The sequence below is a fragment of the Nocardioides sp. NPDC006303 genome, assembly GCF_040613175.1.
Taxonomy (GTDB): domain Bacteria; phylum Actinomycetota; class Actinomycetes; order Propionibacteriales; family Nocardioidaceae; genus Nocardioides.
Window position 1 is genome coordinate 1 of record NZ_JBEXRR010000008.1, and the last position, 24,988, is coordinate 24,988.

Here is a 24,988-nt window from a genome sequence, read left to right on the forward strand (position 1 = left end):
GCACCTACAAGCCACTCGAGAGCCAGCAGGACGGCGCCGACCTGCAGATGCAGGCGGCCAAGTCAGCTCGCGTCGAGACCGTCGCCCACTCGACCGGCGTATGTGACGCCTCGGCAGTGGCCTGGGGTCAGGCGGGGATGTTCCTGCGCCGGAAGCCGACGAAGGAGACCAGCAGCAGGATCGCGGCGACGGCGCTGAGGCCGATCATGTGCGAGGCCTCGATGGGCTCCTGCGGGTAGCGGCCGACCCACCAGAAGGGGGAGATGCCGGCGATCGAGTCCGGGAGGTCGAACAGCGGGCCGAACATGCCGGTGATGCACGTGAACGCGAAGAGCGCCCAGATGACCGGCGTGATCTTCGGGACCCAGGCATAGAGGGCCGCGGTGACAGCCATGAAGACCGCGACCGCCGGCAGGAACGCCGCGCCGCCCTTCAGGAAGGTCCCCAGCTCGACCTCACCGTTGACCAGCGCCCCTGCCCACAGCGCGAGGGCACCCGAGATCATGGTCAGTACGAACGCGCCGACCGCCACGACCGCGAGGTGCGAGCCGAACCAGCGACCGCGTGAGACCGGCTTGGCGAGCGTGATCTCGAGTCGGCCTTCGGTCTCCTCCGTCTTGGCCCGCAGGGTGGTGGCGATCGCGTACCCGGCTGCGGCCAGTGCGGCGTACAGGATCATGATCGCCAGGAACCCGGTGAGCGGGTCGTCGCCGAACATCTCGGTCCCGCCGGGCACGTCCGTCATCATCTCCTCGACTCCCTCGCCGAGGTAGGTGCCGGTCGCCCCGAACATGACGAAGGTGCCGAGGAACCACCAGAACAGAGCCGTACGCTGCTGGCGCCACGCCATCGCGATCGGGGACGAGAGGGTCCCGGTCGCCTCGGCCCGACCGGAGCGGCCGGCGAGCAGTGCGCCGTCGAAGTCGCGCTTCGAGGCCAGGAAGGCCCCGAGGGCGAGGAGCACCAGGACGGCCACGACGCTCAGCGCCAGCGGCCACCAGCGCAGGTCGACGTACGCCCTCATCTGCTGTGTCCACGCGATCGGCGAGAGCCAGGAGAGCCAGGTCCCGTGCTCGCCGGGCTCGGCCTGCAGGTCACCGATGCCGCGCACGAGCACCGCAACGCCGAGCACCGCGAGCGCGAGGCCGGTGGCGCCGCGCCCGTGGGTGGTCAGCTGCGAGGTGACCAGCGCGACGGCGGCGAAGACCAGGCCGCTGACGGCGATCGACGTGGACAGGGCGAAGGTGTCCTCGACCGCAAGGTCGCCGGCGGAGATCAGCAGCGCGCTACCGAGGACCGCGAAGACGACGTTGGCGATGACCACCGTCAGGAGCGAGGCGGCGACCGCCGCGTGCCGGCCGACCACGCGGGAACGGACCAGCTCCGCCCGCCCGCTCTCCTCCTCGGCGCGGGTGTTGCGGACGACCTCGAACATGTTCATGACCCCGAGCAGAGCGATCATCCACAGGGTCATCTCGTTGGCGAACATGGCGCCGATCGTGTAGTCGTCGAGCCCGTAGTTCGGCCCGCCGAGGAACACCGACGCCGGCTGCTCCATCAGCGCAGCGCGCCCCTCGCGGTCCTCGGCCGTGGGGTAGACGGTGCTGAGCGCGGTGACGAAGTAGGCGTACAGCGCGAGCAGCGAGACCGTCCAGACGGTCAGCCGCACCCGGTCGCGCCGCAGCATGAAGCGGGTCAGGTGCCAGGTGCCGGCGAAGGAGGTCAGTGGCGTACGCCGGGGGAGGGCCGGAGCAAGCGTGCTCATCACGCCTCCTCCGTCTCGATGACGTCGCCGTAGTGCCGCATGAAGAGCTCCTCGAGCGACGGCGGCGTGATGGTCAGGCCACGTACGTCGAGGTCGGTCAGGGTCTTGAGCACGTCCCCGACGGCGTGGTTGTCCACGTCGAAGGCGACTCGGGTCCCGGCGCCGTTCTGGCTGGTCACCAGGTCGTTGACGGCCTGCAGTCCGCTCAGCGCCGACGGGTCGCCACCGACGGTCGCGATGACGGCGGAACGGGTCAGGTGGCGCAGCTCGTCGAGCGTGCCGGACTCGACGGCGACCCCGGCCCGGATGATCGTGACGGTGTCGCAGACCTTCTCGACCTCGCTGAGGATGTGGCTGGAGAGCAGCACCGACGAGCCCGCGGCCTTGGCCTCCCGGGCGTATTCGGTGAAGACAGCCTCCATCAACGGGTCCAGACCGGAGGTCGGCTCGTCGAAGATGTAGAGCTCGGACTCGTCGAGGAAGGCCGCGACCAGGGCGACCTTCTGGCGGTTGCCCTTGGAGTAGGTGCGCGCCTTCTTGGTCGGGTCGAGCTGGAACCGCTCCAGCAGCTCGGCCCGGCGTGCCTTGCGCCTGGCCTTGTCGCCGCCCGGCTTGAGGCGGGTGAGGTAGTCGATGCACTCGCCGCCGGTGAGGTTGGGCCACAGCGACACGTCGCCAGGGACGTACGAGATCCGCTTGTGCAGCTGGACGGCGTCGCTCCAGGCGTCACCGCCGAACAGCTTGGCGGCGCCGGCGTCGGCGCGCAGCAGCCCGAGCAGGACCTTGATGGTGGTGGACTTGCCGGCTCCGTTGGGGCCGAGGAAGCCGGCCACCTGGCCGGGCTGGACGGTCAGGTCGAGGCCGTCGAGGGCCTTGAAGGAACCGAAGGACTTGTGCAGGCCCGCGATCTCGACCGCGGGGATGTTGTCGGACATGGGAACTCGCTTCCGCGTTGGGAGGATAGGAGGACGTACGCCGACGGGCCTGGCGTCATGCAGACGGGGGCTCCGTGGCGGCGTCCTGCGGCGGGTCCGGGACATAGAGCAGGTATTCGTCGAGCATCCGGCGGGTCGTGAACACGCCCTGCGTGTAGAGCTCGATCATCGGCAGGTAGCTCGTGGACAGGAAGCCACGCACCATGCCGCTGATGTCGCTCGGGTCCTGGGGCGGGTTGAGGGTGAGCTCGAGCATGAGCGTGCCGAGGGCGGAGAGGACCAGATAACGGGCCCTGGCCGTCTCGTCGCGGCTGGGCTTGATCAGCCCGGCCTCGATGCCGTGCTTGGTGTAGCCGACCGCGTCCTCGATCATCTGCTCGATGAAGGTGCGGCCGACCGGCCCGCCGTCCTGCAGGGAGCGGAGGACGTAGCCGAGCATCGGCGCGTACTCGTCCGCGGCGGCGAACCGGTGCAGGATGCCCTGGCCCGAGGCCAGCTCGTCGATCGTCTCGTTCTTCGCCGCCCGGATCTCGGCGAGCACCCGCTCATCACACTCCGCGTGGAGCTCGTCCTTGGAGCCGAAGTGATGGATCACCAGGGCCGGGCTGACCCCGGCGTCGGTCGCGATCGAGCGGACCGAGGCACCGAAACCGTCGCGTGCGAACCGCAGGATCGCCGCGTCGCGGATCCGCTCGCGGGTCGTCGGGTCGCCAGGGGCTGAACGCATGTTTAATCCTAAACACGTGTTCAGCCCCTGCGCAAGGGGTTACCCGATCAGTTGATGGTCCAGGTGAAGTCGACGGCGATCGGGAAGTGGTCGGAGAGCATCAGGCCGGTGCCGTCCTCGCGGAAGTCGGCGTCCAGGTTGCGGTAGGAGGTCGCGCTCAGGTCGACCCCGCCGCCGTCGCGGTAGAGCACCTTGTCGACGACCTCGCACTCCACGCCCGGGTTCACCTCCGGGCACCCCAGGGCGGGGCTGCCGCGGTCAGGCTCGTCCCCGCTGCGTACGAGCTCCACCCAGGCGTCGGTGAGGCCGTTGGCGGCGGCGAAGTCGGAGATCCGGTCGCCCACTCTGGTGTAGCGGGTGTTGGTGTCGCCCATGGCCAGGACGGCGTTGCCGGCGGAGTGCTCGGAGATGTACGCCGTGAGCTGCTCGAGGTTGCCGCGGCGAGCGGCCTCGTCCAGGCTGTCGTCGCCGGCGTCGGCGTGCAGGTTGTAGACATCGATCCAGGTGTCCGGGGCGATCTGCGCGCGGTGGAAGGTGAAGCCCTTCGGGGTCAGGCAGTCGGCCTGGTTGATCCAGCAGTCGTCCCAGGTGACGCGGTCGAGCGCCTCGTACGGCTGGTGGTGCAGGCTGTTCAGCCCGCTCCCGAACGGCACTCCGCCCGAGGTCGGGGTGCGGTGGGCGTGCACGTCGGTCTCGTAGAGGTAGGCGTGGTAGTTGAAGTCCTCCTGGACGTTGACGATGTCGAAGCCGTCGATGCGCCGGCCGATCTCGTTGGTGGCGGACTTGCGTGGCGTCGGGGCGCTGGAGATGGCCTCGGGGAGGCCGGCGATGTTGTACGTCAGCGCACTGAAGCTGCCTTCGGCCGCCTGCGCTGGGGCGCCGATGAGGGGAAGGGCCGCGGCGAGCGAGGTCGTGGCGGCGAGGGCGAGGAGACGCTTGATCTGAGGCACGAGAAACTCCGATCGAGTGTGGGGGTCGAGGGGCTCGTCGCGAGCCCACCCCATCGTGGCGGAGTTCATGGTGCGTGTCCGAAGATCTCCTGCGTACGTCCTCAGCCCGCGTAGCGAGCGGCCCGAGCCGTCGGCTCGCCCGGCCCGGAGGCGAGGAGCGCGAGCAGCTCGTCCTCGAGGACCTCTCCGACCCGGCGGCAGAACGTCTCCGGCTCGTCGGCGGCATCGGGGGACTCCGCGACGATCCGGTCGACCACGCCGATCTGCTGAAGGTCGACGGCGAGCACTCGCTGTGCCTCGGCCATCTCGGCGGCGTGGTCGGAGTCGCCGTACACGATCGCGCTCGCACCCTCCGGCGGAAGCGGGGAGAGCCAGGCGTGCTGGGCGGCGACCACCCGGTCGGCGGGGAGGAACGCGAGCGCACCACCGCCGTTGCCCTCGCCCAGCATCAGGCTCAGCGTCGGGGTCTCGACGTTGACGAGGGTGCCCAACGTACGTGCGATCTCGCCGGCGATGCCGCCGTTCTCCGCCTCCGCCGACAGTGCGGCGCCGGGGGTGTCGATGACGGTGACGACGGGGAGCCCGAGCCCGGCGGCGAGCTTCATCCCGCGCTGCGCCTCGCGCAGGCCCTCCGGCCCGAGGGGCTGGTGTGCCTGCTCGCGCCGGTCCTGGGCCAGCACCAGACATGGCGCCGAACCGAACCGCGCCAGCGCGATGATCAGGCCCGGGTCTCGCTCGCCCTGCCCGGTGCCGTTGAGGGGTACGACGTCCGAGGCCGCGATCCGGAGCAGCGCCCGCGCTCCCGGCCGGTCCGCGCGCCGGGACCGCGTGATCGCATCCCAGGTGTCGATCGCCGAGAAGTCGGCCCCGTCGGTCGAGGCGTCACCCGCTGACCTCTCGGCCGACGCGAGCGACGCCTCGGCCGACGTGGGTGACTTCTCGGGGCGGAGATCGAGGATGGTGAGGACACGGTCGACGAGCCCAGCGAGCTCGTCGGGAGGTACGACGCCGTCGACGAGGCCGTGGGCGAAGAGGTTCTCCGCGACCTGGACGCCGGAGGGGAAGGGGCGGCCGTTGAGCACCTCGTAGACCTTCGGACCGAGGAATCCGAGGAGCGCCGCGGGCTCGGCGACGGTGACGTGTCCCAGGGATCCCCACGAGGCCATCACGCCGCCGGTGGTGGGGTGGCGCAGGTAGACGAGGTAGGGGAGACCGGCGGCCTTGTGACGGGTGACCGCCTCGGCGATACGCACCATCTGCACGAACGCCGGCGTACCCTCCTGCATCCGGGTCCCGCCCGAGGCCGGACCGGCCAGCAGCGGCAGCCCCTCGCGGGTCGCCCGCTCCACGGCCGCGATCAGCCGCTCGGCCGACGCGCGCCCGATCGACCCGGCCAGGAACCGAAACTCGGAGAGCACCACGGCCACCCGCCGCCCGGCGATCCGGGCCTCGCCGGTGACCACCGACTCGTCGGTCCCGGCCCGCTCCCGGGCGCGCACCAGGTCGGCGGCGTACGCCTCGGGGACCTCGCCGGCTCGATTGCCTCGGGCTCCGCTTCGGCCGTGGACGGGCGGGGTGTCCCAGGACGTCCAGGTGCCGGGGTCGAGGACGAGGTCGATCAGCTCAGCGGAGGTCAGGCCCATGGATCGGACGATACCCAGGAATTGGCTCAGTGGCTGAGCCTGTCCCGAGGAGCGACACCAGATGCGTTAGTCTATTAACTCAATAGACAATTCGAAGGAGTCTGGAATGAGCGCCCCCACGAACCCCGAGCTCCTCTGGTATCTGCCCAACTTCGTCGAGGCCGGCCACCGTGGCGACACCGCAGCGACGGAGGACGGCTACGGCACCCTCGACCACCAGGTCGGCCTCGCCGAGGCGGTCGAGGACGCCGGTTGGACCGGTGCCCTGCTCGGCACCAGCTGGGGGAGGCCCGACACCTTCACCGTCGCGACGGCCCTGGCCGCGCGCACCACGACCTTCGAGCCGCTCGTCGCGATCCGCCCGGGGTACTGGCGCCCGGCCAACTTCGCCACCTCGGCCGCCACCCTCGACCAGCTCAGCCGCGGCCGGGTGCGGGTCAACATCGTCTCCGGCCAGGACGACCTGGCCGCGTATGGCGACCGCGAGGACTCGCGCGCGGTCCGCTATGCGCGGACGAAGGAGTTCATGCGGCTGGTGCGGCGGCTGTGGACCGAGGAGAACGTCACCTTCGACGGCGACCACTTCCAGGTCGCCGGCTCCACGATCACCCCGCGGCCGTACGCCGTCGAGGGCCGCCCGCACCCCAGGCTCTACTTCGGCGGCGCCTCCCCGGAGGCCGAGGCGGTTGCCGCCACCGAGGCCGACGTACAGCTCTTCTGGGGTGAGCCGCTGGACGGCATCGCGGAGCGGGTCGAGCGCCTGCAAGGCCTCGAGCGGACGCTGGACCGCGACCTGGAGCCGCTGCAGTTCGGGCTGAGGATCACCACGCTGATCCGCGACACCCGCGAGGAGGCCTGGCGCGACGCGGAGGAGAAGGTGCGCCGGATGGCCGACTCAGTCGGGGACCGCGAGTTCCGCCGTGGTCGGTCAGCGGTCGGACAGAGCCGGCTCCTCGACCTCGCCGACCGTGGCGACGTGCTCGACGAGTGCCTCTACACCGCTCCCGGGAAGTACGGCGGCGGTGGCGCCGGAACCACCTGGCTGGTCGGCTCCGCCGACGACGTCGCCGCCGCGCTGGGCCGCTACCAGGAGCTCGGCGTGACCCACTTCGTCCTCTCGGACACGCCCTACCGGACCGAGGTCACCCGGGTCGGCGAGGCGCTGATCCCGAGGCTCCGCGAGGCGGACCGGGGCGCGCTAACGGGCCCAAACGGCGTACGTCGGTCGTAGTTAACCGGAAAGACACGCTCCTGACCTGGGAAAACCGTTGGTAGCTGGAGGGTGTTCGCTCTATTCTGGTAGCACCCGGTTTCGCCGCCGGGTGCCACCACTTGACCTTTTGAAGGGCCCACCATGAGCACGCAGCACTCGACCACCGCCCCGGCGGCCTGGTCGCTGACCGCTGCGCACGAGCGCGACCCTCATGCCCGCGGGAGCCGACAGTGACCTGGGTGCATAGCCGCACCGGATCACTCCGGGCCGCTCCTGCGAGACATGTCTGTCTCGTCGGGGCGGCCCCCTTTTTGTTTCAGCCCAGTGTTTCCACCCGATCTGCACGCGATCTCTATCCGACTCTCCTGGGAGGTAACCGAGTATGACCACGACCATGGGCGCCGTGACCCTGTATAACGCCTCCTTCGAGCCGCTCGGAAGGGTGTCGTTCAAGCACGCCGTGCGGATGCTGTTCCGTGAGGTGGCGGTGGTTCACGAGCAACAGGGCGACAAGATGATCGGGCCACATCCATGGCCCAAGGCGGTGCGGCTCGTCCGCTATATCGCCATGCATTGGATGTACCGGCCGGCCGGCTACTCCCGAGAGGGAGTGCTCAAGCGCGACCAGCATCGTTGTGCTTACTGCGGCGGCCACGCCCGCACCATCGACCACTTGCTGCCACAGTCGCGCGGCGGCAGATGGACGTGGATGAACACCGTGGCGGCGTGCGGCAAGTGCAACGGCCGCAAGGGCAACCGCACCCCGGAGGAGGCCCACATGGTTCTCCGCATCGAGCCGTACGTCCCGACCCGTGCCCAGCTTGCCGCCATCATCTGACCCGCCGAGAGGTCAGTTTCTGCCCTCGAGGAGTCGATTTCTGGTCGCGAAGCGTCAGTTTCTGGTGCCGAGTGCTCCGGAAGCTGACGTCTCGATGTCAGAAACTGACCCTTCGGCGTCAGAATGTGACCTCTCGGCGAGGAAAATGCCGTGTCGACTTGACGCAGCATTAATAAGTACGATGGACTAACAAACATGTCCAAGGCGAGACGTCGTACGTTGCGGCCGATCGGTAAGTTGCTGCAGGAGGATGCGCGGCGGCATCACCGATCCCTGGTGCTTCAGCACCTCTTCGCGGTCGGTCCGGCGAGCCGCGCCGACCTGGCTCGATCCTCCGGTCTGACCCGGGCGACGGTCTCCGATCTGGTGGGCAGCCTGCTTGAGGACGGGCTCGTCGAGGAGCTCGGCGCGCCGGTGGAGAGCCGGGTCGGGAAGCCGCCGATGCTGGTCGGTCTCGCCGCCGACGCCACGCACATCGTGACCATCGACGTCTCCGGTGACGACCAGGTCGCCGGAGCCGTGCTCAACCTGACCGGCGATGTCATCCACCGCACCACCAGGTGCCGGGAGGGCCGCACCGGAAGCGAGGCCGTACGCCTCGTGAAGGAGCTGGTCACCGAGCTGATCGCGAGCACCGACCGGCCGATCCTCGGCATCGGGATCGGTAGCCCCGGTGTCGTCGCGGCCGACGGCACCGTGGTCGCCGCGCCCAACCTCGGCTGGACCGATGTCGCGCTGGCCGATCAGGTGCGCCGTGAGACCGGCCGACCGACGTACGTCGCCAACGACGCCAACACCGCGGTGCTGGGGGAGTACACCTTCGGGCAGTCCGGCGACGGCGGGCTGATGCTCGTGAGGGTCGGCACCGGTGTCGGTGCGGGCTTGGTGCTCGAAGGGGCGCTGCTGCACGGGTTCGTCGACGCCGCCGGTGAGGTCGGGCACGTGACCGTCGACCCCGACGGCCCGCTGTGCGCGTGCGGCCGCCAGGGCTGCCTGGAGACCTTCCTCGCGGTGCCGCGCCTGCGGGAGCGCCTCGAGACAGCCCACGACGATGCGCTCGTGGAAGCCGGCGAACATCTTGGAAAGGCATTGGCCCCTGTGGTCGGAACCCTGAATCTTCACGAGCTGGTCCTCTCCGGGCCGGCCGACCTGCTGGACGGACCGCTGCGCGAGACCGCCGACCGGATCATCCGCGAGCGGACGATGCCGGTCAGCGGCGAGCCGCTGGAGTTCCGTACGTCGACGCTCGGCGAGGACGTCGTCATCGTCGGCGCCGCAGTGCTGGTCCTCGCCGGAGAGCTGGGGGTGTCGTGATGCCTTCCCCGACCACCGTCGAGACCCTGGCGCTGCGCGTCCAGGTCTCCGCCTTCGCCGGCCCCACCCTGCCGCCCGGCTACGCCGACCTGCTCCGCGAGGGCCTGGGTGGAATCTGCCTCTTCGGCCCGAACACCGAGGCCGGTGAGGATTCCGTACGCAGCCTGGCGGCCGAGATCCGGGCCGCGTCCGAAGAGGGCGGCTGGGCGCCGGTGATCACCATCGACGAGGAGGGCGGGGACGTGACCCGCCTGGAGGCGCTCACCGGTTCCTCGGTGCTCGGCGCCGCCGCCCTCGGCGCGGCCGACGACCTGGCGCTGACCGAGGAGACCGGCCGGGCGGTCGGGTTCCGGCTGGCGCGAGCCGGTATCAACCTCAACCTGGCACCCGTCGCGGACGTGAACTCCAACCCCGACAACCCGGTGATCGCGACCCGGTCGTTCTCCCACGACGCCGGCGTGGCCGCCAAGCACGTGGCCGCATGGGTGAAGGGCCTGGAGTCGACCGGCGTCGCCGCCTGCGTCAAGCACTTCCCGGGCCACGGCGACACCGGCCAGGACAGCCACGTCTCGCTCCCGGTCCTCGACGCCGACCTGGCGACGCTGCGCGACCGTGAGCTGGTCCCGTTCCTGGCGGCTGCCGAGGCCGGTGCCGCCTCGGTGATGACCTCCCACATCGTGGTGCCGGCACTGGACCCCGAGCTGCCCGGCACCCTCTCCGCGCCGGTGCTGGGCCTGCTGCGCGAGCTCGGCTACGACGGACCGATCGTCTCCGACGCCCTCGACATGGCCGGTGCGTCGGCGAGCCGAGGCATCCCGGCCGCTGCGGTGCTCTCGCTCAAGGCGGGCGCTGACCTGCTCCTGCTCGGCCCCGACAAGCCCACCTCGCTGGTCCACGAGACGACCGCCGCGATCGTGGCCGCGGTCGAGTCCGGTGAGCTGCCGCTGGAGCGGCTCCAGGACGCGGTCGCGCGCATCGACCGGCTGCTCGCCGACCTCGCCGACACGCAGCGGCCGGACGGCGCGCTCGACCCCCGGTTCGAGGAACGCTCCGTCGAGGGCGCTCGCCGGGCGCTCGCGACGGCCAGCGACGACATCAGCGAGATCCCGCACCTCGCCGGAGCCCAGGTCGTGACCGTCGACACCGAGGCCAACATCGCCGTGGGCGACGTGCCGTGGGGGCTGCCGCCGGACATCGTGATCCGTCCCGGCGACCCGCTCCCGGACCTCCCCGACGCACCCCTCATCGTGCAGGTACGTGACGCGCACCGCCGCCCCGAGGTCGGCCGGACCGTCGCCGAGCTCCCGGGCGTCGCGGTGCTGGTGGAGTGGGGGTGGCCCGGGGCGTACGACCGGAGGGGCGTGCCTCGACTGTGTCCACAGGGGTTCTCCCTGCCGGGCGTGGCAGCTGTCACCGAGGTGCTGCGACGATCGGGCTGGAACCGATGAACGGCGCACGGGTAGGCCTCGACATCGGCGGCACCAAGATCCACGGCATCGCGATCGGCGCCGACGGGGCGGTGCTGGCCGAGGACCGAGCCGCCACCACCCCCGGCGGCGAGGGCGTCGTCAAGAGTGCGGCCGCGGTGGTCGCGAGCCTGCGTGACGCGCTCGACGGCGGCGAGATCCGCTCGATCGGGGTCGGCATCCCCGGCATCGTCGACACCCGCGCCGGCACCGTGAAGCATGCGGTCAACCTGGGCCTGGACGGCGACGCCTTCCCGCTCGCGGAGCTGCTCGGCGCCCGCACCGGAACGGTCGTCACCCTCGAGAACGACACCAACGCGGCGACCCTCGGCGCGCACGCCGTCGAAGACGTCGACGACCTGGTCTACCTCTCGCTCGGTACCGGTCTGGCGGCCGGTCTCTACCTCAGCGGCGCGCTCCGCCGAGGCTTCCACGGCGCCGCCGGAGAGGTCGGTCACCTCCCGGTCGACCCGGAGGGTCCGGTGTGCGGATGCGGTCAGCGCGGCTGCCTCGAGCTGGTCGCCTCCGGTGCCGCGCTCGCGGCGGCTTGGCCGACTGCCACCGGCCACCCCGCCGCGGCGCTCTTCGCGGCAGCCGCCTCGGGCGACCCGGCGGCCGTGATCGTGCGGGACCGGTTCGCCGACGGCGTCGCCGCGGCCGTACGCTCCCTCGCTCTCGCCGTCGACCCCGAACGCTTCGTCATCGGCGGGGGTGTTGCGACGGTCGGCGAGCCGCTGCGAGAGGCGATCGCGCTCGCGCTGGCCCGCCAGACCGAGACCTCGCCTTTCCTCGCCTCCCTCGAGCTCGCCTCGCGCCTGCGGGTGGTCTCGGCCGCCCCGGTCGCCGCCATCGGCGCCGCCCTCATCACCCCGACGAAGGACTGACATGGAAGTAGTTGTCCTCGACACCCCCGCCGAGGTGGCATCCCTCGCCGCGGACACGATCGAAGACGTCGTACGCCGCCGGGCGGCCGCCGGCACCCCCGCGGTGCTCGGGCTGGCCACCGGCTCGACGCCGCTGGCGACGTACGAGGAGCTCATCCGGCGCGCCCGGGACGGTCGTGGGCCGTCCTACGACGGTGTGGAGACGTTCAACCTGGACGAGTACGTCGGCCTCCCCGACGGGCACGAGCAGTCCTATCTGGCGACCATCCGGCGCGAGTTCACCGACGCGATCGGCATCCCGCCCGAGCGGGTCCACGGACCCGACCCGACCGAGGAGACGCTGCCGACGGCGGGGGAGCGCTACGAGGCGGCGATCGTGGCTGCGGGCGGGATCGAGGTGCAGATCCTCGGCATCGGCTCCGACGGCCACCTGGCCTTCAACGAGCCCGGCTCGTCGCTGGCCTCGCTGACCCGGATCAAGACGCTCACCGCCACGACGCGCAAGGACAACGCGCGCTTCTTCGGCTCACCCGAAGCCGTGCCGCACCACGTGCTCACCCAGGGCCTCGGCACCATCACCCGCGCCGGCCACCTGCTCCTCCTCGCCACAGGCGAGGGCAAGGCCGAGGCGGTCGCCGCCGCGGTCGAGGGGCCGGTCTCGGCGACCTGCCCGGCGTCGGTCCTGCAGCTCCACGGCCACGTCTCGGTCCTCCTGGACGAGGCCGCCGCCTCCCGGCTCGTACGCCGCGACTACTACCGCGAGGTCTACGCCGGGAAGCCGGACTGGCAGGGGCTCTAGAGCCGGCCTCAGAACGCAGCGCGGAGCCGCTCGGCAGCGGTCTCCGGCGGGATGTCGTTGACCCAGAGCGCGACGCCGGACTCGATGCCGGCCAGGTACTTCAGCCGCCCCGGCGCCCGCCGGATGGTGAAGATCTCGGCGGCCAGGTGCCAGGTGTCCTCGCGGCCGGTCGGGGCCTGCTGCCAGCCGGCGATGTAGGGCACCGGGCCGGCGTCGTCGAGCCCGTCCATCCGCCGCAGGCACTCCTGGTACAGCGAGGCGAGGTCGTCCATCTCCTCGGCGGTCAGTCCGGGCAGCGAACCCACGTGGCGCCGTGGCACGACGCGGATCTCGTAGGGCCAACGACCGGCGTAGGGGACGTACGCCACGAACGTCCCGTTCTCGGCCACCACCCGCGACCCGTCGGCGATCTCATCGGAGAGCACCGCACACTGCAGGCACTCGCCGGTCTCGTCGCGATGGGCGTCGGCGGCGTTCACCAGGGACTCGATCCGCGGCGGCAGCACCGGCATCGCGTAGATCTGCCCGTGCGGGTGCTGCAGCGTCACCCCGATCTCCTCGCCGCGGTTCTCGAAGCAGAAGACGTACGCCACCTCCGGCATCGCCGTCAGCTGCTCGGTGCGGTGGGCGAGCGCCGCGAGCACCGTGCGCACCCGCTCGGGAGGAAGGTCCACGAAGCTCTGCTCGTGGTCGCTGGTGAAGCAGACCACCTCGCACCGGCCACGCCCCGGCTGGGAGACGAACGGCTCCCCGGTCGCCTCACCGACCGCGACCGTCGAGAGCGCGGGGAACCGGTTCTCGAAGGCGACCACGTCGTAGCTCTCGGCCGGGATCTCGGTGAGCCGCCCGTCGACCGACGGGCACAGCGGGCACTCGTCCGAGGGTGGCTTGAACGTACGCGTCTGCCGGTGACCCGCCACCGCGGTCCAGGTCGCGGTCAGCCGGTCCCAGCGCAGCTGCGACCCGCCCGCCCGCGGCTCCAGCGGCCGCTCGTCGTGCACCGACCGCAGCGTCGGCTGCTCGTCGAAGAACCAGATCTCGCGTCCGTCCGCCAGCTTCGCTGACGTCGCCACCGGGTTGGTTGGCGCAGGGGTGTTCGGCATGCGCCCAGTATCGCCTGCGCCGCGCTACTTGCTGACGCAGGCCTGGGCAGCGCCCTGGGAGACGTTGCCGTTCTCGCCGAGGGAGCGGACCTGGATGCAGACCTTGGTGGCGCCTTCCAGACGTACGACCGCCTTGGGGCGGTCCACGTTGCCGCTGGTGGAGTTGTCGCCGACCCACTTGTAGCCGGTCGCTCCGGGCACGCCGGACCAGGTGAAGACGGCGCGGTTGCCCTTGAGGGTGCCCTTGACCTTGCCCGGGGCGGCGGGGCCGGTGACACCGGGGAGGTCGGTCTCGACAGGCGGGGGCGGGACCTCGTCGGGCTTCTCGTCCTCACCGCCGCGGGAGAGCACGATGCCGATGGCGGCGGCGACGAGGAAGAGGACGACGACGCCGATGATCGCCGGGGTCTTGCTGCGGCTCTCCGAAGGGCGCGCGCCGGTGAGGACCGAGGGGCCCTCCTCCGTCCGCGGGTAGCTGAACCGGGTGCGGTCGGCCGAGGCCGAGCCGGCATCAGCCACCGGCGCCGACGCGAGCGCTGCTGGCGGCTGGGTGATCGGCGCCTGCGCGAGCACCTGGGACGGCGGCTTGAGCTCGGTGGCCTTCTCCATCTCCGGGTCGGAGGGCGGAGAGGGGAGACGCGAACGGCCCGAGCCCGTGGTCGGACCCTCGCCCCGCGCGGCCGGGATGTCGGGAACGACCGGGATCGACCCGCTGCCACCGGCATCGCGGTCGAGGACCTGCACCTCGGTGCGTCCCAGCCGCAGCTCCTGCTCGATCCGCTGGAAGTGGCGGGCCAGGTCGAGGACCGTCCGCGGCCGGTAGGTCGGGTCCTTCGCCATCGCCTGCTGCAGCACTCGGTCCAGCGACGGAGGTACGTCGGGCCGGCCCGTGGCCGGCGGAGCGGTGTGCAGGATGCGGGAGAAGACGGCGCGGTCGGAGTTGTTACCCCGCTCCGCGAAGGGCGAGCGGCCAACGAGCAGGTGCCAGACGGTCGCGGCCAGCGAGTAGACGTCGGAGGCGACCGAACCGTTGGACGCCGAGGTGAGGACCTCGGGCGGCGACCACGGCAGCGAGACCCCGATGTCACCCTCGTCGTCGCGCGGGCGGCCGGCGATGCCGAAGTCGGCCAGACCGGGCACGTCGTAGCGGGAGAGCAGGATGTTGGACGGCTTGATGTCGCGGTGGATGATCCCGGCGCGGTGGGCGGTCTCGACTGCCGACGCCATCTGGATCCCGAAGCGCAGCGCGTCCTGCACCTTCATCGGGTTGTTGCGTACGCGGGCACCGAGGTCGGCGTTGGGGTAGTAGCCCATCACCAGGTAGGGCCGGCCGTCCGGCGTCTCGCCCGCGCTGTGCACCGGAACGATGAACGGGTGCTCGGCCAGCTCGGCCATCACCGCTGCCTCCGCGGCGAACTGCGCCCGCTGCGCCTCGGCGAGGTCGGAGGACCGCATCAGCTTCACCGCGACCCGGACCTTCGGGTGGTGGCGCTCATAGAGGTAGACGTCGGCGAAACCGCCCGAACCGAGCCTGCCCAGGCAGTTCATCCCGGGCAGCTCGGGGCCGAGCTCCGGGTGTGGTGTCTGAGTCACGCGACCACATCCGTAGCGCAAGCGCCAGGATACGGACGTGGCCGCGTGATGATTCGATGGCTCACTCGCTGGCGCTCGTTCACCCGAGGACCTCGTAGTTCAGGTTGATCGAGCCGGCCAGGCTCACCACGGCGCCGGGCTCCAGGGCGTACTCCTCCATCGGCCGCATCTGCTGCGGACGTCCGCCGGGCAGGGTCAGGTAGGACCCGTTGGCCGAGCCGAGGTCGCGGACGAGCACCTGCCACTCCTCCAGGCGCACCTCGGTGTGCAGCCGGCTGATGTCGGGCAGCATCACCTTCACCAGATGCGGAGGTACGCCACCAGCCCCCGTGTTGCCACTGGCATCGGCGCGCGGCGACCGCCCGAAGACGGCACCGCGGTCCAGGATGACGACCCGGCCGTCGCCGAGCTTGAGCTGGCCCAGCGCGGGGCGCGGGACCGAGACCGGCTGCTGGTGCGGCGGCAGCGCCATCCGGCAGATGCGGCAGGTCGGGGAGTAGGGCGGCGAGGCGTGGCCCTGCGGGCAGTAGACCGCCCACACCGTCGGCCCGCCCGCCGGCGGCACCGGGGTCGGCGTCGCGACGTCGCGGACCCGGGTCGCCATGTCGTTGGGCGGCGTGGGCGCCGGCGCCGGCATCGGGGGAGGAGGCACGGAGGGACGAGCCGCGGGCGGCGCGGCGGGCGGGGGCGACGGCTGCCGGTCCGGCGGGCCCCACGCGTTCGGGTCGGGCTTCTTGGCACCCTTCTTCCGCCACGGAAGCCCGTCGATGATGCCCTTCTTGGACTCGGGCGCAGGCTGGGGCGGTGCCACCGGTGGCGGCGGCACTGGCGACGGGGGAGGGCTCTGGAAGGACGGGACGCTCGGCACGCCAGGAGGGGGCGACGCGGGCGGCGGAGAGGCCGCCAGGTCCGAGCGCCGGATGGTGTGGTCCAGCGGCATCATGGTCGATTCGGCCTGAACCTGAGCATAGAAGTCGGGGTCGAAGACGACGTCCAGCGAGCGTGCGTGGGCGGTGTCGACCAGCGGCTGGTCCTCCTCCATCCCGCCCCAGGCCCCGTTGGCGAGCTCGGCGCGCTCGGGGACGGCGGCGAAGTGGCCGTCGGCCCACTTGCCGGAGACGTCGATGCCGTCGATGAAGACCGGCACCTCGTTGACGACGGCGGTCACCTTGGCTGGGGAGCGCACGGCGTACCGCACCCGCGGGCCCTCGCGCCCGATCAGTGCGAAGCCGGGGGCTCGCGGTCCGTCGACGGAGAGCAGCCCGGCGATCGCGTCGACCGGATGGGGGTCGGCCAGCGCGGCCTGGACGCCGCCGACCCGCGGGTCACCGGGCCCGAGCTGCACCAGCGCCCAGCACCGGTCGCCCTTCAACGCGAGCCAGTGCCCAGCACAGTAGGTAGCGGTATCACTCATGGGACGACGAGACGTCCCCTGCGGATCGGGAGGAGCCTGATGTCGAGACGTCAGTCTCCGCGGGCGCGGTGAAGAGCGAGGGAGGGGGTGTCACGAGTACCACAGTGACATTGTCCCGCCCGCCCGATGCAACCGCAGCGTCCACCAGCCTCTGGGCGAGGTTGTCGATGCTTCCGCCCACACCGAGTGTCTTGGACGCGATCTCATGGATCTCGTGGTCCTCGAGCTCGCCGGTGAGGCCGTCGGAGCAGAGCAGGAAGAGGTCGTCGGGGGAGACGGCCATCAGCCAGGTGTCCGCCACCGGCGACGGGTAGGTGCCGAGCGACCGCGTGATGACGTTGCGCAGCGGGTGGACGCGGGCCTCCGCGGCGGTGATCATCCCGGCCTCGACCATGACGGCGACCTCGGAATGGTCGATGGTCACCTGCGTGACGCCGGCCGGCGAGAGCCGGTAGACGCGCGAGTCGCCGACGTTGAAGACCAGCCAGTGGGGTGCGCCCTCCGACTCGACGAGGGCAACCCCGGTCAGGGTGGTGCCCATGCCCTGCTTCTCGGAGTTGCGCGCCGCCTCCGAGGTGATCGCGGAGTTGGCGGCGTGGACGGCGTCCTGGATGTCCTCGGGGACCGGGCAGATGGTCGCGAAGCGGCTCTGGAAGGTCTCGACCGCGAGGGCACTGGCGACATCGCCGCTGGCATGACCGCCCATCCCGTCGGCGACGACCGCCACCGCGGGCAGCATGACGAACGAGTCCTCGTTCACCTCGCGGACCCGGCCGACATCAGTCGCCCCCGCGGCACGCAGGGCTGGGTAAGCGGTCATGCTGTTCCTTTGCGGTGCCAATTATCTGGGGCATCCCGGGCAGGATGCGAAAATAGTGGTGCTGGAAGCGGACACTTTAGAACATCCCGTACGGTATCGGTGAGCGTGTTCACTGAGCCGTGTGCCACGTTTGGCTAGTTCGTGTGGCTTCTACCCTGAGGCGCGCCTAGAGTAAGCCAGACTTTTTGTGTCGGCTGGCCATTTGGCATGGAAGGACTTGGGGAGAGTCTTGGTGGCACGTTTCGGGATGGCGCCCGGGTGGATGCGGCGTCATCGGACCTCCATCGCGTCCTGGGCAGCTCTTGCCGTCGTTGCGAGCGGTTTGACCGTCTACGCGATCCAGTCGACCGGCTACCCCGTGCACAAGGCCGATCTCGACGACGGCGGCATCTGGGTGACCAACCAGTCCTGGGGCACCCTGGGCCGCCAGAACCGCCCCGTCGCCCAGCTCGACGGTGTCGTCTGGGCGGGCAACGAGACCGGGTCCAGGTCCGAGCGCGCCGGCCTCGACGTGGTGCAGAACGGCATCGCGGTGGCCTCCGTCGACCGCGACGCCCGCACCATCACGCCGGTCAACACCAAGCTCGCCGAGGGCATCGACGACGACGCGGTGACCGTGAAGGACAGCCGTGTGGTGATGGGTGGCAACACCATCGGCGTCGCCGAGCAGAAGACCGGCAAGGTCTGGCTCACCTCCGTCGACCCGACCGCCGGCGTCGGCGACCTCTCCGACCTCTCCGGCTCCACGAAGCCCACCGAGACGGTCGGCGCCGACGCGGTGCTCACCATCGGCACCGACGGGACTGCGTACGCCGTCTCGGCCGCCAAGCGGACGCTGACCTCCTTCGCCCCGGACGGTGAGCGGTTCGCCGATCCCGAGGAGACCAAGCTCCCGAAGGCTCCTGAGTACGCGGAGACCCCGACCTCGGCGACCGTCGTCGGCGACGACGTCATCACCCTCGACCAGGCCGGCTGGCTGCTCGGCGCCTCCAAGGGCTCCGACATCGCCGTGGACTTCGGTGACACCGCGGAGAGCGCGGTCCTCCAGCAGCCCTCCGTCAAGGCCAAGGAGGTGCTCGTCGGCGACGCGACGGGCCTCAAGGCCGTCGCCCTGAGCAACGGCGAGATCCGCCACGTCGCCGAGTCCGCCGGTGACCCGGCCGCCCCGGTCCGGCTCGGCGACTGCGTCTTCGGTGCCTGGGCCAACGGCTCGACCGGCTCGGTGGTGACCCAGTGCGGCGAGGGCGAGCCGATCCTGGGCGAGATCCCGACCCTCGGCCCGGCGGCCGAGCTGGAGTTCCGGATCAACCGTGGCCAGCTGGTGCTCAACGACCTGCGCAACGGTGATGTCTGGGAGATCGACGGCGCCGACATCAAGAAGATCTCCAACTGGGAGGCGTTCCAGCCGCAGACCCAGAAGCAGAACCAGAAGAAGGACAAGCAGCAGCAGCAGACCAAGGCCGCCCAGGCGCCGAAGGCCAAGGACGACCAGCTCGGTGCCCGCGCCGGACGCACCACGGTCCTGCACGTCCTCGACAACGACTCCTCGGCCAAGGACTCGATCCTGAGCGTGGTCTCGGTCGGCGAGGCCTCCGTCAAGGGCGTCGAGGCCACCATCGCCCCCGACCGGCAGTCGGTCCTGGTGACCGCCCCCGAGTCGGCGCAGGGGAAGAAGACCAGCTTCAAATACACCGTCGACGACGGGATGAAGGGCAAGGCCGGCCAGGACGACGCCAGCGTCGAGCTCAGCATCGAGGGCTCGGGCGGCACCGGCAAGCCGACACTGCGTGAGCACTACACCCCGACCGACTACACCGTCGCCGCCGGCGGCACCGTGGAGATCCCGGTGGTCGGCGACTGGCGCGACGAGCGCTACGGCGACCCGGTCACCGCTCAGTCCCCGACCGCGTCCAAGGGCAAGGCGAGCGTGACCCCTGACGGGCTGCTGCGCTACACCGCCGCCGCGGACGCGTCCGGCAACGAGAACCTCGGCTATCAGGTCAGCACCGGCGGCAAGCCGTCGAAGGACAAGGTGCGGATCAACATCGTCGCCGGAGCGACCACCGCCTCCCCGGAGCCGAAGGACGACGTCGCAGAGGGCACCCAGGGCTCCTGGGTGATGATCCGCCCGCTCGACAACGACATCCCCGGCGCCGACCCGTCCAACCTCGACGCGAGCCTCACCCTCGCCGGCGACGTCCCTCCCAAGGGCGGCCTCGAGGTGAGCACCGACCGGGAGACCGGCGTCGTGCGCGCCCGAGGGAGCTCGCCGGGCACCTACCAGCTCAGCTACAACGCCGGGTTCGGAGCCGCGAAGCCCGCCGCTGCGAAGATCCGCGTCGACGTCAAACCGGCCTCCCAGGCGGCGGACGAGCCGATCGCGACGCCGGACACGACCGCCGTCCTCGGCACCTCGACCCGCACCCTCGACGTCCTCGCCAACGACTACGACTCCCGGGGCCGGCTGCTCGCCGTGACCCATGCCGAGCCGGTCGGCGACAGCGACCTGACGGTCGCGGTGCTCGACGGGCGCTGGCTGCGGATCCAGGCGTCCAAGCCCGACATGGACCCGTCCACCCAGGCGATCCGCTACACGATCAGCAACGGCGCGGCCGAGGCCGAGGGGTCGGTGACGGTGAGCCAGCGACCGGCGCTGCGCGGCGCCGAGAACGCCCCCGAGGCGGTCGACGACGAGGCCACGGTCAGGGCCGCCGACTCCGTCTCGATCCCGGTCCTCGACAACGACTCGACGCCCTCGGGCGACCCGGTCGGCCTGGTCGTCGACCAGACCATCGAGACCAAGGGTCAGCTGCAGGTGCTGGGCCAGCCGACGGTCGGTGAGGCCTACATCGACGGCAACCGGGTCCGCTACGTCGCCCCCGAAGACGTGAAGGGGCCGGTCGACGTCGACGTCCGCTACGTCGTGCAGAACACCGGCGACCCCTCCGCGGAGCACTCCTCGGGCAACATCCGCATCCACGTCAAGCCGCTGCCGAAGAAGAAGGCCGACAACTCCGCGCCTGCGCCGAAGGCGCTGGAGTCGCGGGTGGTCCAGGGCGACGAGGTCACGCTGCGGCTGCCCACGGTCGGCACCGACCCCGACGGCGACTCGGTCTCCGTGACCAGGATCAACAGCGCGCCCGCGTACGGCCGCGTCCTGGCCCACGGCGCCAACACGATCACCTACCAGGCCTTCCCCAACGCCGCGGGCACCGACGAGTTCACCTACGAGGTCAGCGACCCGTTCGGTGCCGTCGCGACCGGCACGGTGCGGATCGCCGTCGTCGCGCCCGGCGCGCCCCAGCGCCCGGTCGCCGTCGACGACCTGGTCACGCTCGACCCCGCCAAGAAGCTGACCTACGACGTGCTCGCCAACGACCTGCGTACGCCTGGGACCGAGCTGCACCTGGCCTCGACCGACGCGACCGAGGGCTCCAACGTCAAGCAGCGCTCCGACGGCATCGTCACCGTCCAGGGCGGCTCCGGCGAGCCGTTCCAGCACGTCCCCTACCGCGCCACCACGGGGCTCCACGAGGACACCGGCGAGCTCGCGATCCGCTTTCAGGAGGGTTACGACAATCCGCCGATGGCGGGGATCGTGGTCGCCCACCCCGAGGGCGACTCGTCGACCACCACCGTCGACGTGATGACGAAGGTGACCGACATCGACGACTCGCTCGAGGACCTCACCGTCGACGCGGTCAAGGGTCCCTCGGTCGGCGAGGACGAGTCCAAGCCGAAGATCGACGACGGCAAGGTCACCCTGCCGGTCGGCGACAACACCCGGGTGTGGACCTTCCGGGTCACCGACCCCGACGGCGCCCAGGCGGTCGGCTCGATCTACGTCCCCGCTCGGCCCAAGGACGCCCCCTACCTGAAGCCGGGCTCCGAGCTCCAGCTCAACCCGGGCGAGACGAAGAACGTCGACATCACCGACTACGTCGAGGACCCCGAGGGCGACCCGGTCGTGCTGACCACGACCGACAAGATCGTGGCCGCTCCCGAGGGCATGCTCAACACCGGCGACACCACCGCGACCACTGTGAAGGTCACCGCCGGTGAGACCAAGGGTCCGGCGACCCTGACGTTCGAGGTCGCCGACCGTGAGAAGATCACCTCCGCCGACGCCCACCTCTCGGTGATCTCGCTGCCGGTCCAGATCGGCAAGGAGGAGCCGGAGATCAACTGTCCGAGCACCCCGGTCGAGGTCCCGGAGAGCGGCAACGGCGCGCTGGTCGACATCGCCGCCATCTGCCACGTGTGGACCGCCGACCCGGGCGACGCCGACGACCTCGACTTCACCGCCGAGGTCGGCGACGGGCTCGACGGGGTCGAGGTCAAGCCCGAGGACGGCGGCCTGCGGCTCACCGCCGAGCACGCCGACGCCGGTGCCCAGGGCGCCCTGGAGATCGGCGTCGAGGGCACGGACGCGACCGGACAGCTCCTGGTCACCGTCATCGCGTTGCCCGCCCCGTCGCTCTCGCCGATCAAGCCGCTGCAGACCGAGGCCGGAAAGACGGTCGCGATCGACATCGCCGACTATCTGCAGACACCGGTGCCCTCGGAGTCTCAGGAGGTGGTGATCACCAAGCTCGACCCGGTCGACGGCGACTCGCCCGACATGGGCAAGGCCAGCGGTTCGAAGATCACCTTCAACACGCCCGAGGAGGGTCATGGCCACTATCGCTACGCGATCGAGGTCAGCGACTCCGGCAAGGACTCCAAGCGGGTCAAGGCCACCGGCGTCATCGAGGTGGACGTCATCGACGTTCCGGGTGCGCCGACGGGGCTGCGTACGACCTCCGACTTCCTCTCCAACGTGGTCGCACTCTCGTGGAACGCGCCGAAGGACAACGGCGACGACCCGATCCAGCGCTACGAGGTGGAGGCCAACGGCGACCACGTCCAGGACTGTCCGTCGACCTCGTGCCGGATCACCGGGCTGAAGAACGGCGTCGTCTACGACTTCCGGGTGCGCGCGGTGAACTCCGTGGGCCCGAGCCGCGAGTGGAGCAACTCGGCCGAGGGCGAGCCCGACGCCTACACCGGTCCGGTGCAGAACCTCCGGGTCACCCGTCAGCGCGACCACAAGGTCGAGCTGAGCTGGAGCAAGCCGGCCCCGTGCGACTGCTCGGACGTGCAGAAATACCGGATCAGCTGGCCGGGCGGCGGCATCAAGGACATCTCCGCAGGTCAGACGACCTATCCGGCGGCGGTCAGCTCCAACGGCGACCCGGTGCAGTTCACCGTCGTGCCGCTCAACGACAAGGGCGTCAAGACCAACAAGGGCCCCTCCGCGACGGTCGAGGGGATGGGTGCCGGCAAGCCGGACACCCCCGCGACCCCGACCTTCGAGTGGGCCAACACGGCGAACAACTCCGGCAAGGCGGTGACCGTCTCGTGGAGCCCGGTCGCGGCCAACGGCCCGGCGCCGGTCACCTATGAGGTACGCCGCACCGGCGGCACCGGCGAGAAGATCGTCTGCTCCTGGGTGGCCGAGACCAGCTGCCGCGACGACGTCGCCAACGACGGCACGATCTACACGTACGCCGTCAGGGCCCGGAACGCTGAGGCGACCTCGCCGCGCGAGACCGGGTCCGGCGGCTCGCCGGAGGCGCACATCTCGAGCTACTCCGCGGGCGGCAAGGTCGAGGCGGCCGCGACCCCCGACGCGGTCTCCTTCGCGTCGGCGACGGCCACCGGGAACAACGGCGAGGCCGAGATCGTCTTCACGCCGCGCGCCTCCCACGGAAAGACCAACATCGTCGAGTGCGTACGGAACGGCTCGTCGTGCGGGTCGTGGACGTATTCGCCGGAGGGCGCCGGTCAGCAGACCAAGACGATCTCGGGCTTCACCAATGGGGCGGCCACCAATGTCCAACTCCGGTCGTGCAACGGCTCTGGAGGCGGCACCGGTGCTGGGACGGCCTGCGGGGCATGGGCGACGAAGTCCGTGACCACCTATGGTCCGTTGGGTCAGCCGAGCATTTCGCTGACCCGTGACGGCAACAAGATCACGTGGACGATCAATTTCAACGGTAACGGCAAGACAGGCACCTACCGAGTGACCGGTTCCAACGGCCTGGGGACAGTAGGGAACGGCACCGTGACTGCTGGCGCAGGCTCCGCCCGCAACACTGTCAGCAACCTCGAATGGGACAGGAGCTACACGTTCACTGTCACCGTCAGCGACTCTGGCCGGGCAAGTAAGTCGGCTGAGGATTCGATCAGGACCGCGCCTCCTCCGGACCCGATCCTCGAGGTGAACAAGGCCGGGGAGTGCTCGGGCGCATCCTGCCCCGAGCCGGACGTGGCGTGTGGCGGCACCTGTTGGTACGTCGGCTCGACCATCACCGACCTCGCCTTCCCCGGCAAGACCTGGGAGTGCAGCACCAACTCCACCACCTCGCGTTGGAATGTGAACATCGGGAGCAACGGCAAGGGCACGGGCAGCGGTCGCGGCTGGGTCGGCGCCAACACCCCGTTCCGAGTGACCTGCACGACCTCCGGTCGACCCAATCTTTCGAAGAACGTTACGTGGTAGGAGAGAAGAAATGACCGTCACGACCGAGCAGGCTCGTTGGTTCCACGAGACCTTCGAGAAGCTTGCCGACAACGTCGAGAAGGCGGTGCTGGGCAAGCGCAACGTGATCCGCCTGGTGCTGACCGCGCTGCTCTCCGAGGGCCACCTGCTCCTCGAGGACTACCCCGGCACGGGCAAGACCCAGCTCGCCCGCGCACTGGCCAACACGGTCCAGGGTTCGCACGCCCGCATCCAGTTCACGCCGGACCTGCTTCCGTCCGACGTCACCGGTGTGACCGTCTACGACCAGGGCAAGGGCGCCTTCGAGTTCCACCCGGGCCCAATCTTCCACTCGATCGTGCTGGCGGACGAGATCAACCGCGCCTCCCCGAAGACTCAGTCGGCGCTCCTGGAGGTCATGGAGGAGGGCCGGGTCACCGTCGACGGCGCCACCCGCGACGTCGGCCGGCCGTTCATGGTGATCGCGACCCAGAACCCGATCGAGCAGGCCGGGACCTACCGGCTGCCCGAGGCGCAGCTGGACCGCTTCCTGATGAAGACGTCGGTCGGCTACCCCGACCAGAACGCCACCGTCGAGCTGCTGATGAACTCCTCGGTCCGCGACCGCGCCACGCTGGTCACCCCGATCATCACCGCCCCGACGGTCACCCAGATGGCCGAGATGGCCGACCAGGTCTACATCGACGCCGCGATCGTCGCCTACGTCTCCGCGCTGGTCGACGAGTCTCGTCGCCACAAGCACGTACGCCTCGGGGCCTCGATGCGTGGCTGCCTCGCCCTGGTGCGCACCGCCAAGGTGTGGGCGCTCGCGGAGGGCCGCTCCCAGGTGCTGCCCGACGACGTCAAGTCGCTCGCCGAGCCGGTGCTCTGCCACCGCCTGATCCTCGACCCGGAGGCGATGTTCAACGGCGTCACGGTCGAGGACGTCATCGGCGACCTGCTCACCTCGGTCCCGGCTCCCACTGAGCGTGTCGCCTGAG

Annotated in this window: 17 protein-coding genes; 8 read left to right on the forward strand and 9 right to left on the reverse strand. The window is 70.6% G+C overall.

The window, feature by feature from the left end:
- Positions 1 to 127: 127 nt before the first annotated feature.
- The 5 genes from ABZY89_RS08630 to ABZY89_RS08650 form a co-directional block, all read right to left on the reverse strand.
- The gene (locus ABZY89_RS08630) at positions 128 to 1,765 is read right to left on the reverse strand and encodes a polyketide antibiotic transporter (protein WP_355226325.1); all 1,638 of its coding nucleotides are present in this window, start codon (positions 1,763 to 1,765) and stop codon (positions 128 to 130) included.
- The gene (locus ABZY89_RS08635) at positions 1,765 to 2,700 is read right to left on the reverse strand and encodes an ABC transporter ATP-binding protein (RefSeq protein ID WP_355226326.1); all 936 of its coding nucleotides are present in this window, start codon (positions 2,698 to 2,700) and stop codon (positions 1,765 to 1,767) included. Before ABZY89_RS08635 ends, ABZY89_RS08630 begins: the two co-directional genes overlap by 1 nt.
- Positions 2,701 to 2,755: 55 nt before the next feature.
- The gene (locus ABZY89_RS08640) at positions 2,756 to 3,427 is read right to left on the reverse strand and encodes a TetR family transcriptional regulator (protein WP_355226327.1); all 672 of its coding nucleotides are present in this window, start codon (positions 3,425 to 3,427) and stop codon (positions 2,756 to 2,758) included.
- Positions 3,428 to 3,474: 47 nt separating this feature from the next.
- The gene (locus ABZY89_RS08645; RefSeq protein ID WP_355226329.1) at positions 3,475 to 4,377 is read right to left on the reverse strand and encodes a hypothetical protein; all 903 of its coding nucleotides are present in this window, start codon (positions 4,375 to 4,377) and stop codon (positions 3,475 to 3,477) included.
- A 101-nt stretch (positions 4,378 to 4,478) separates the two neighbouring features.
- Positions 4,479 to 6,020, reverse strand: coding sequence for a carboxyl transferase domain-containing protein (locus ABZY89_RS08650; protein ID WP_355226330.1), 1,542 nt, complete (start codon positions 6,018 to 6,020; stop codon positions 4,479 to 4,481).
- Positions 6,021 to 6,126: 106 nt separating this feature from the next.
- Here ABZY89_RS08650 and ABZY89_RS08655 point away from each other — a divergent pair, with 106 nt between their 5' ends.
- The 6 genes from ABZY89_RS08655 to nagB all read left to right on the forward strand — a co-directional run bounded on the left by ABZY89_RS08655 (position 6,127) and on the right by nagB (position 12,534).
- Positions 6,127 to 7,251, forward strand: a complete 1,125-nt coding sequence (locus ABZY89_RS08655) for an LLM class flavin-dependent oxidoreductase (protein WP_355226332.1) — start codon at positions 6,127 to 6,129, stop codon at positions 7,249 to 7,251.
- A 364-nt stretch (positions 7,252 to 7,615) separates the two neighbouring features.
- On the forward strand, positions 7,616 to 8,071 hold the full coding sequence (locus ABZY89_RS08660; protein ID WP_350718554.1) for an HNH endonuclease: 456 nt from the start codon (positions 7,616 to 7,618) through the stop codon (positions 8,069 to 8,071).
- Between the two features lie 195 nt (positions 8,072 to 8,266).
- Positions 8,267 to 9,385 carry an ROK family transcriptional regulator gene (locus ABZY89_RS08665; RefSeq protein WP_355226334.1) on the forward strand — a complete coding sequence of 373 codons (1,119 nt, stop codon included), beginning with the start codon at positions 8,267 to 8,269 and terminating at the stop codon, positions 9,383 to 9,385.
- Entirely contained in the window at positions 9,385 to 10,833 is a 1,449-nt protein-coding gene (locus ABZY89_RS08670) for a glycoside hydrolase family 3 N-terminal domain-containing protein (protein WP_355226336.1), read from the forward strand. Before ABZY89_RS08665 ends, ABZY89_RS08670 begins: the two co-directional genes overlap by 1 nt.
- Positions 10,830 to 11,735, forward strand: a complete 906-nt coding sequence (locus tag ABZY89_RS08675; protein WP_355226338.1) for an ROK family protein — start codon at positions 10,830 to 10,832, stop codon at positions 11,733 to 11,735. The genes ABZY89_RS08670 and ABZY89_RS08675 overlap by 4 nt, the downstream gene beginning before the upstream one ends.
- A 1-nt stretch (position 11,736) precedes the next feature.
- Entirely contained in the window at positions 11,737 to 12,534 is a 798-nt protein-coding gene (gene nagB / locus ABZY89_RS08680; protein ID WP_355226340.1) for a glucosamine-6-phosphate deaminase, read from the forward strand.
- Between the two features lie 8 nt (positions 12,535 to 12,542).
- Here the strand turns inward: nagB and galT are convergent, their stop codons facing one another.
- The 4 genes from galT to ABZY89_RS08700 form a co-directional block, all read right to left on the reverse strand.
- Positions 12,543 to 13,637, reverse strand: coding sequence for a galactose-1-phosphate uridylyltransferase (galT, locus tag ABZY89_RS08685; protein ID WP_355226342.1), 1,095 nt, complete (start codon positions 13,635 to 13,637; stop codon positions 12,543 to 12,545).
- Between the two features lie 24 nt (positions 13,638 to 13,661).
- The gene (locus tag ABZY89_RS08690; protein ID WP_355226344.1) at positions 13,662 to 15,230 is read right to left on the reverse strand and encodes a serine/threonine-protein kinase; all 1,569 of its coding nucleotides are present in this window, start codon (positions 15,228 to 15,230) and stop codon (positions 13,662 to 13,664) included.
- A 79-nt stretch (positions 15,231 to 15,309) separates the two neighbouring features.
- Positions 15,310 to 16,644: an FHA domain-containing protein gene (locus ABZY89_RS08695; RefSeq protein ID WP_355226346.1), complete on the reverse strand. Its 1,335-nt coding sequence runs from the start codon at positions 16,642 to 16,644 to the stop codon at positions 15,310 to 15,312.
- On the reverse strand, positions 16,637 to 17,464 hold the full coding sequence (locus tag ABZY89_RS08700; RefSeq protein WP_355226347.1) for a PP2C family serine/threonine-protein phosphatase: 828 nt from the start codon (positions 17,462 to 17,464) through the stop codon (positions 16,637 to 16,639). Before ABZY89_RS08700 ends, ABZY89_RS08695 begins: the two co-directional genes overlap by 8 nt.
- Before the next feature lie 232 nt (positions 17,465 to 17,696).
- On the opposite strand from ABZY89_RS08700, the gene ABZY89_RS08705 reads away from it, so the two are divergent.
- A complete protein-coding gene (locus tag ABZY89_RS08705) occupies positions 17,697 to 24,008 on the forward strand; it encodes an Ig-like domain-containing protein (RefSeq protein ID WP_355226349.1) in 6,312 nt (2,103 codons plus the stop codon).
- Positions 24,009 to 24,018: 10 nt separating this feature from the next.
- Complete coding sequence (locus ABZY89_RS08710) at positions 24,019 to 24,987, forward strand: MoxR family ATPase (RefSeq protein WP_355226351.1); 969 nt, start codon at positions 24,019 to 24,021, stop codon at positions 24,985 to 24,987.
- Position 24,988: the final 1 nt, after the last annotated feature.

What these genes read in the sequence shown, in the direction of transcription:
- ABZY89_RS08630 (WP_355226325.1), bottom strand. Translation starts at nt 1,765, where the DNA reads ATGAGCACGCTTGCTCCGGCCCTCCCCCGGCGTACGCCACTGACCTCC.
- ABZY89_RS08635 (WP_355226326.1), bottom strand. Translation starts at nt 2,700, where the DNA reads ATGTCCGACAACATCCCCGCGGTCGAGATCGCGGGCCTGCACAAGTCC.
- ABZY89_RS08640 (WP_355226327.1), bottom strand. Translation starts at nt 3,427, where the DNA reads ATGCGTTCAGCCCCTGGCGACCCGACGACCCGCGAGCGGATCCGCGAC.
- ABZY89_RS08650 (WP_355226330.1), bottom strand. Translation starts at nt 6,020, where the DNA reads ATGGGCCTGACCTCCGCTGAGCTGATCGACCTCGTCCTCGACCCCGGC.
- ABZY89_RS08655 (WP_355226332.1), top strand. Translation starts at nt 6,127, where the DNA reads ATGAGCGCCCCCACGAACCCCGAGCTCCTCTGGTATCTGCCCAACTTC.
- ABZY89_RS08660 (WP_350718554.1), top strand. Translation starts at nt 7,616, where the DNA reads ATGACCACGACCATGGGCGCCGTGACCCTGTATAACGCCTCCTTCGAG.
- ABZY89_RS08665 (WP_355226334.1), top strand. Translation starts at nt 8,267, where the DNA reads ATGTCCAAGGCGAGACGTCGTACGTTGCGGCCGATCGGTAAGTTGCTG.
- ABZY89_RS08670 (WP_355226336.1), top strand. Translation starts at nt 9,385, where the DNA reads ATGCCTTCCCCGACCACCGTCGAGACCCTGGCGCTGCGCGTCCAGGTC.
- ABZY89_RS08675 (WP_355226338.1), top strand. Translation starts at nt 10,830, where the DNA reads ATGAACGGCGCACGGGTAGGCCTCGACATCGGCGGCACCAAGATCCAC.
- nagB (WP_355226340.1), top strand. Translation starts at nt 11,737, where the DNA reads ATGGAAGTAGTTGTCCTCGACACCCCCGCCGAGGTGGCATCCCTCGCC.
- galT (WP_355226342.1), bottom strand. Translation starts at nt 13,637, where the DNA reads ATGCCGAACACCCCTGCGCCAACCAACCCGGTGGCGACGTCAGCGAAG.
- ABZY89_RS08695 (WP_355226346.1), bottom strand. Translation starts at nt 16,644, where the DNA reads ATGAGTGATACCGCTACCTACTGTGCTGGGCACTGGCTCGCGTTGAAG.
- ABZY89_RS08700 (WP_355226347.1), bottom strand. Translation starts at nt 17,464, where the DNA reads ATGACCGCTTACCCAGCCCTGCGTGCCGCGGGGGCGACTGATGTCGGC.
- ABZY89_RS08710 (WP_355226351.1), top strand. Translation starts at nt 24,019, where the DNA reads ATGACCGTCACGACCGAGCAGGCTCGTTGGTTCCACGAGACCTTCGAG.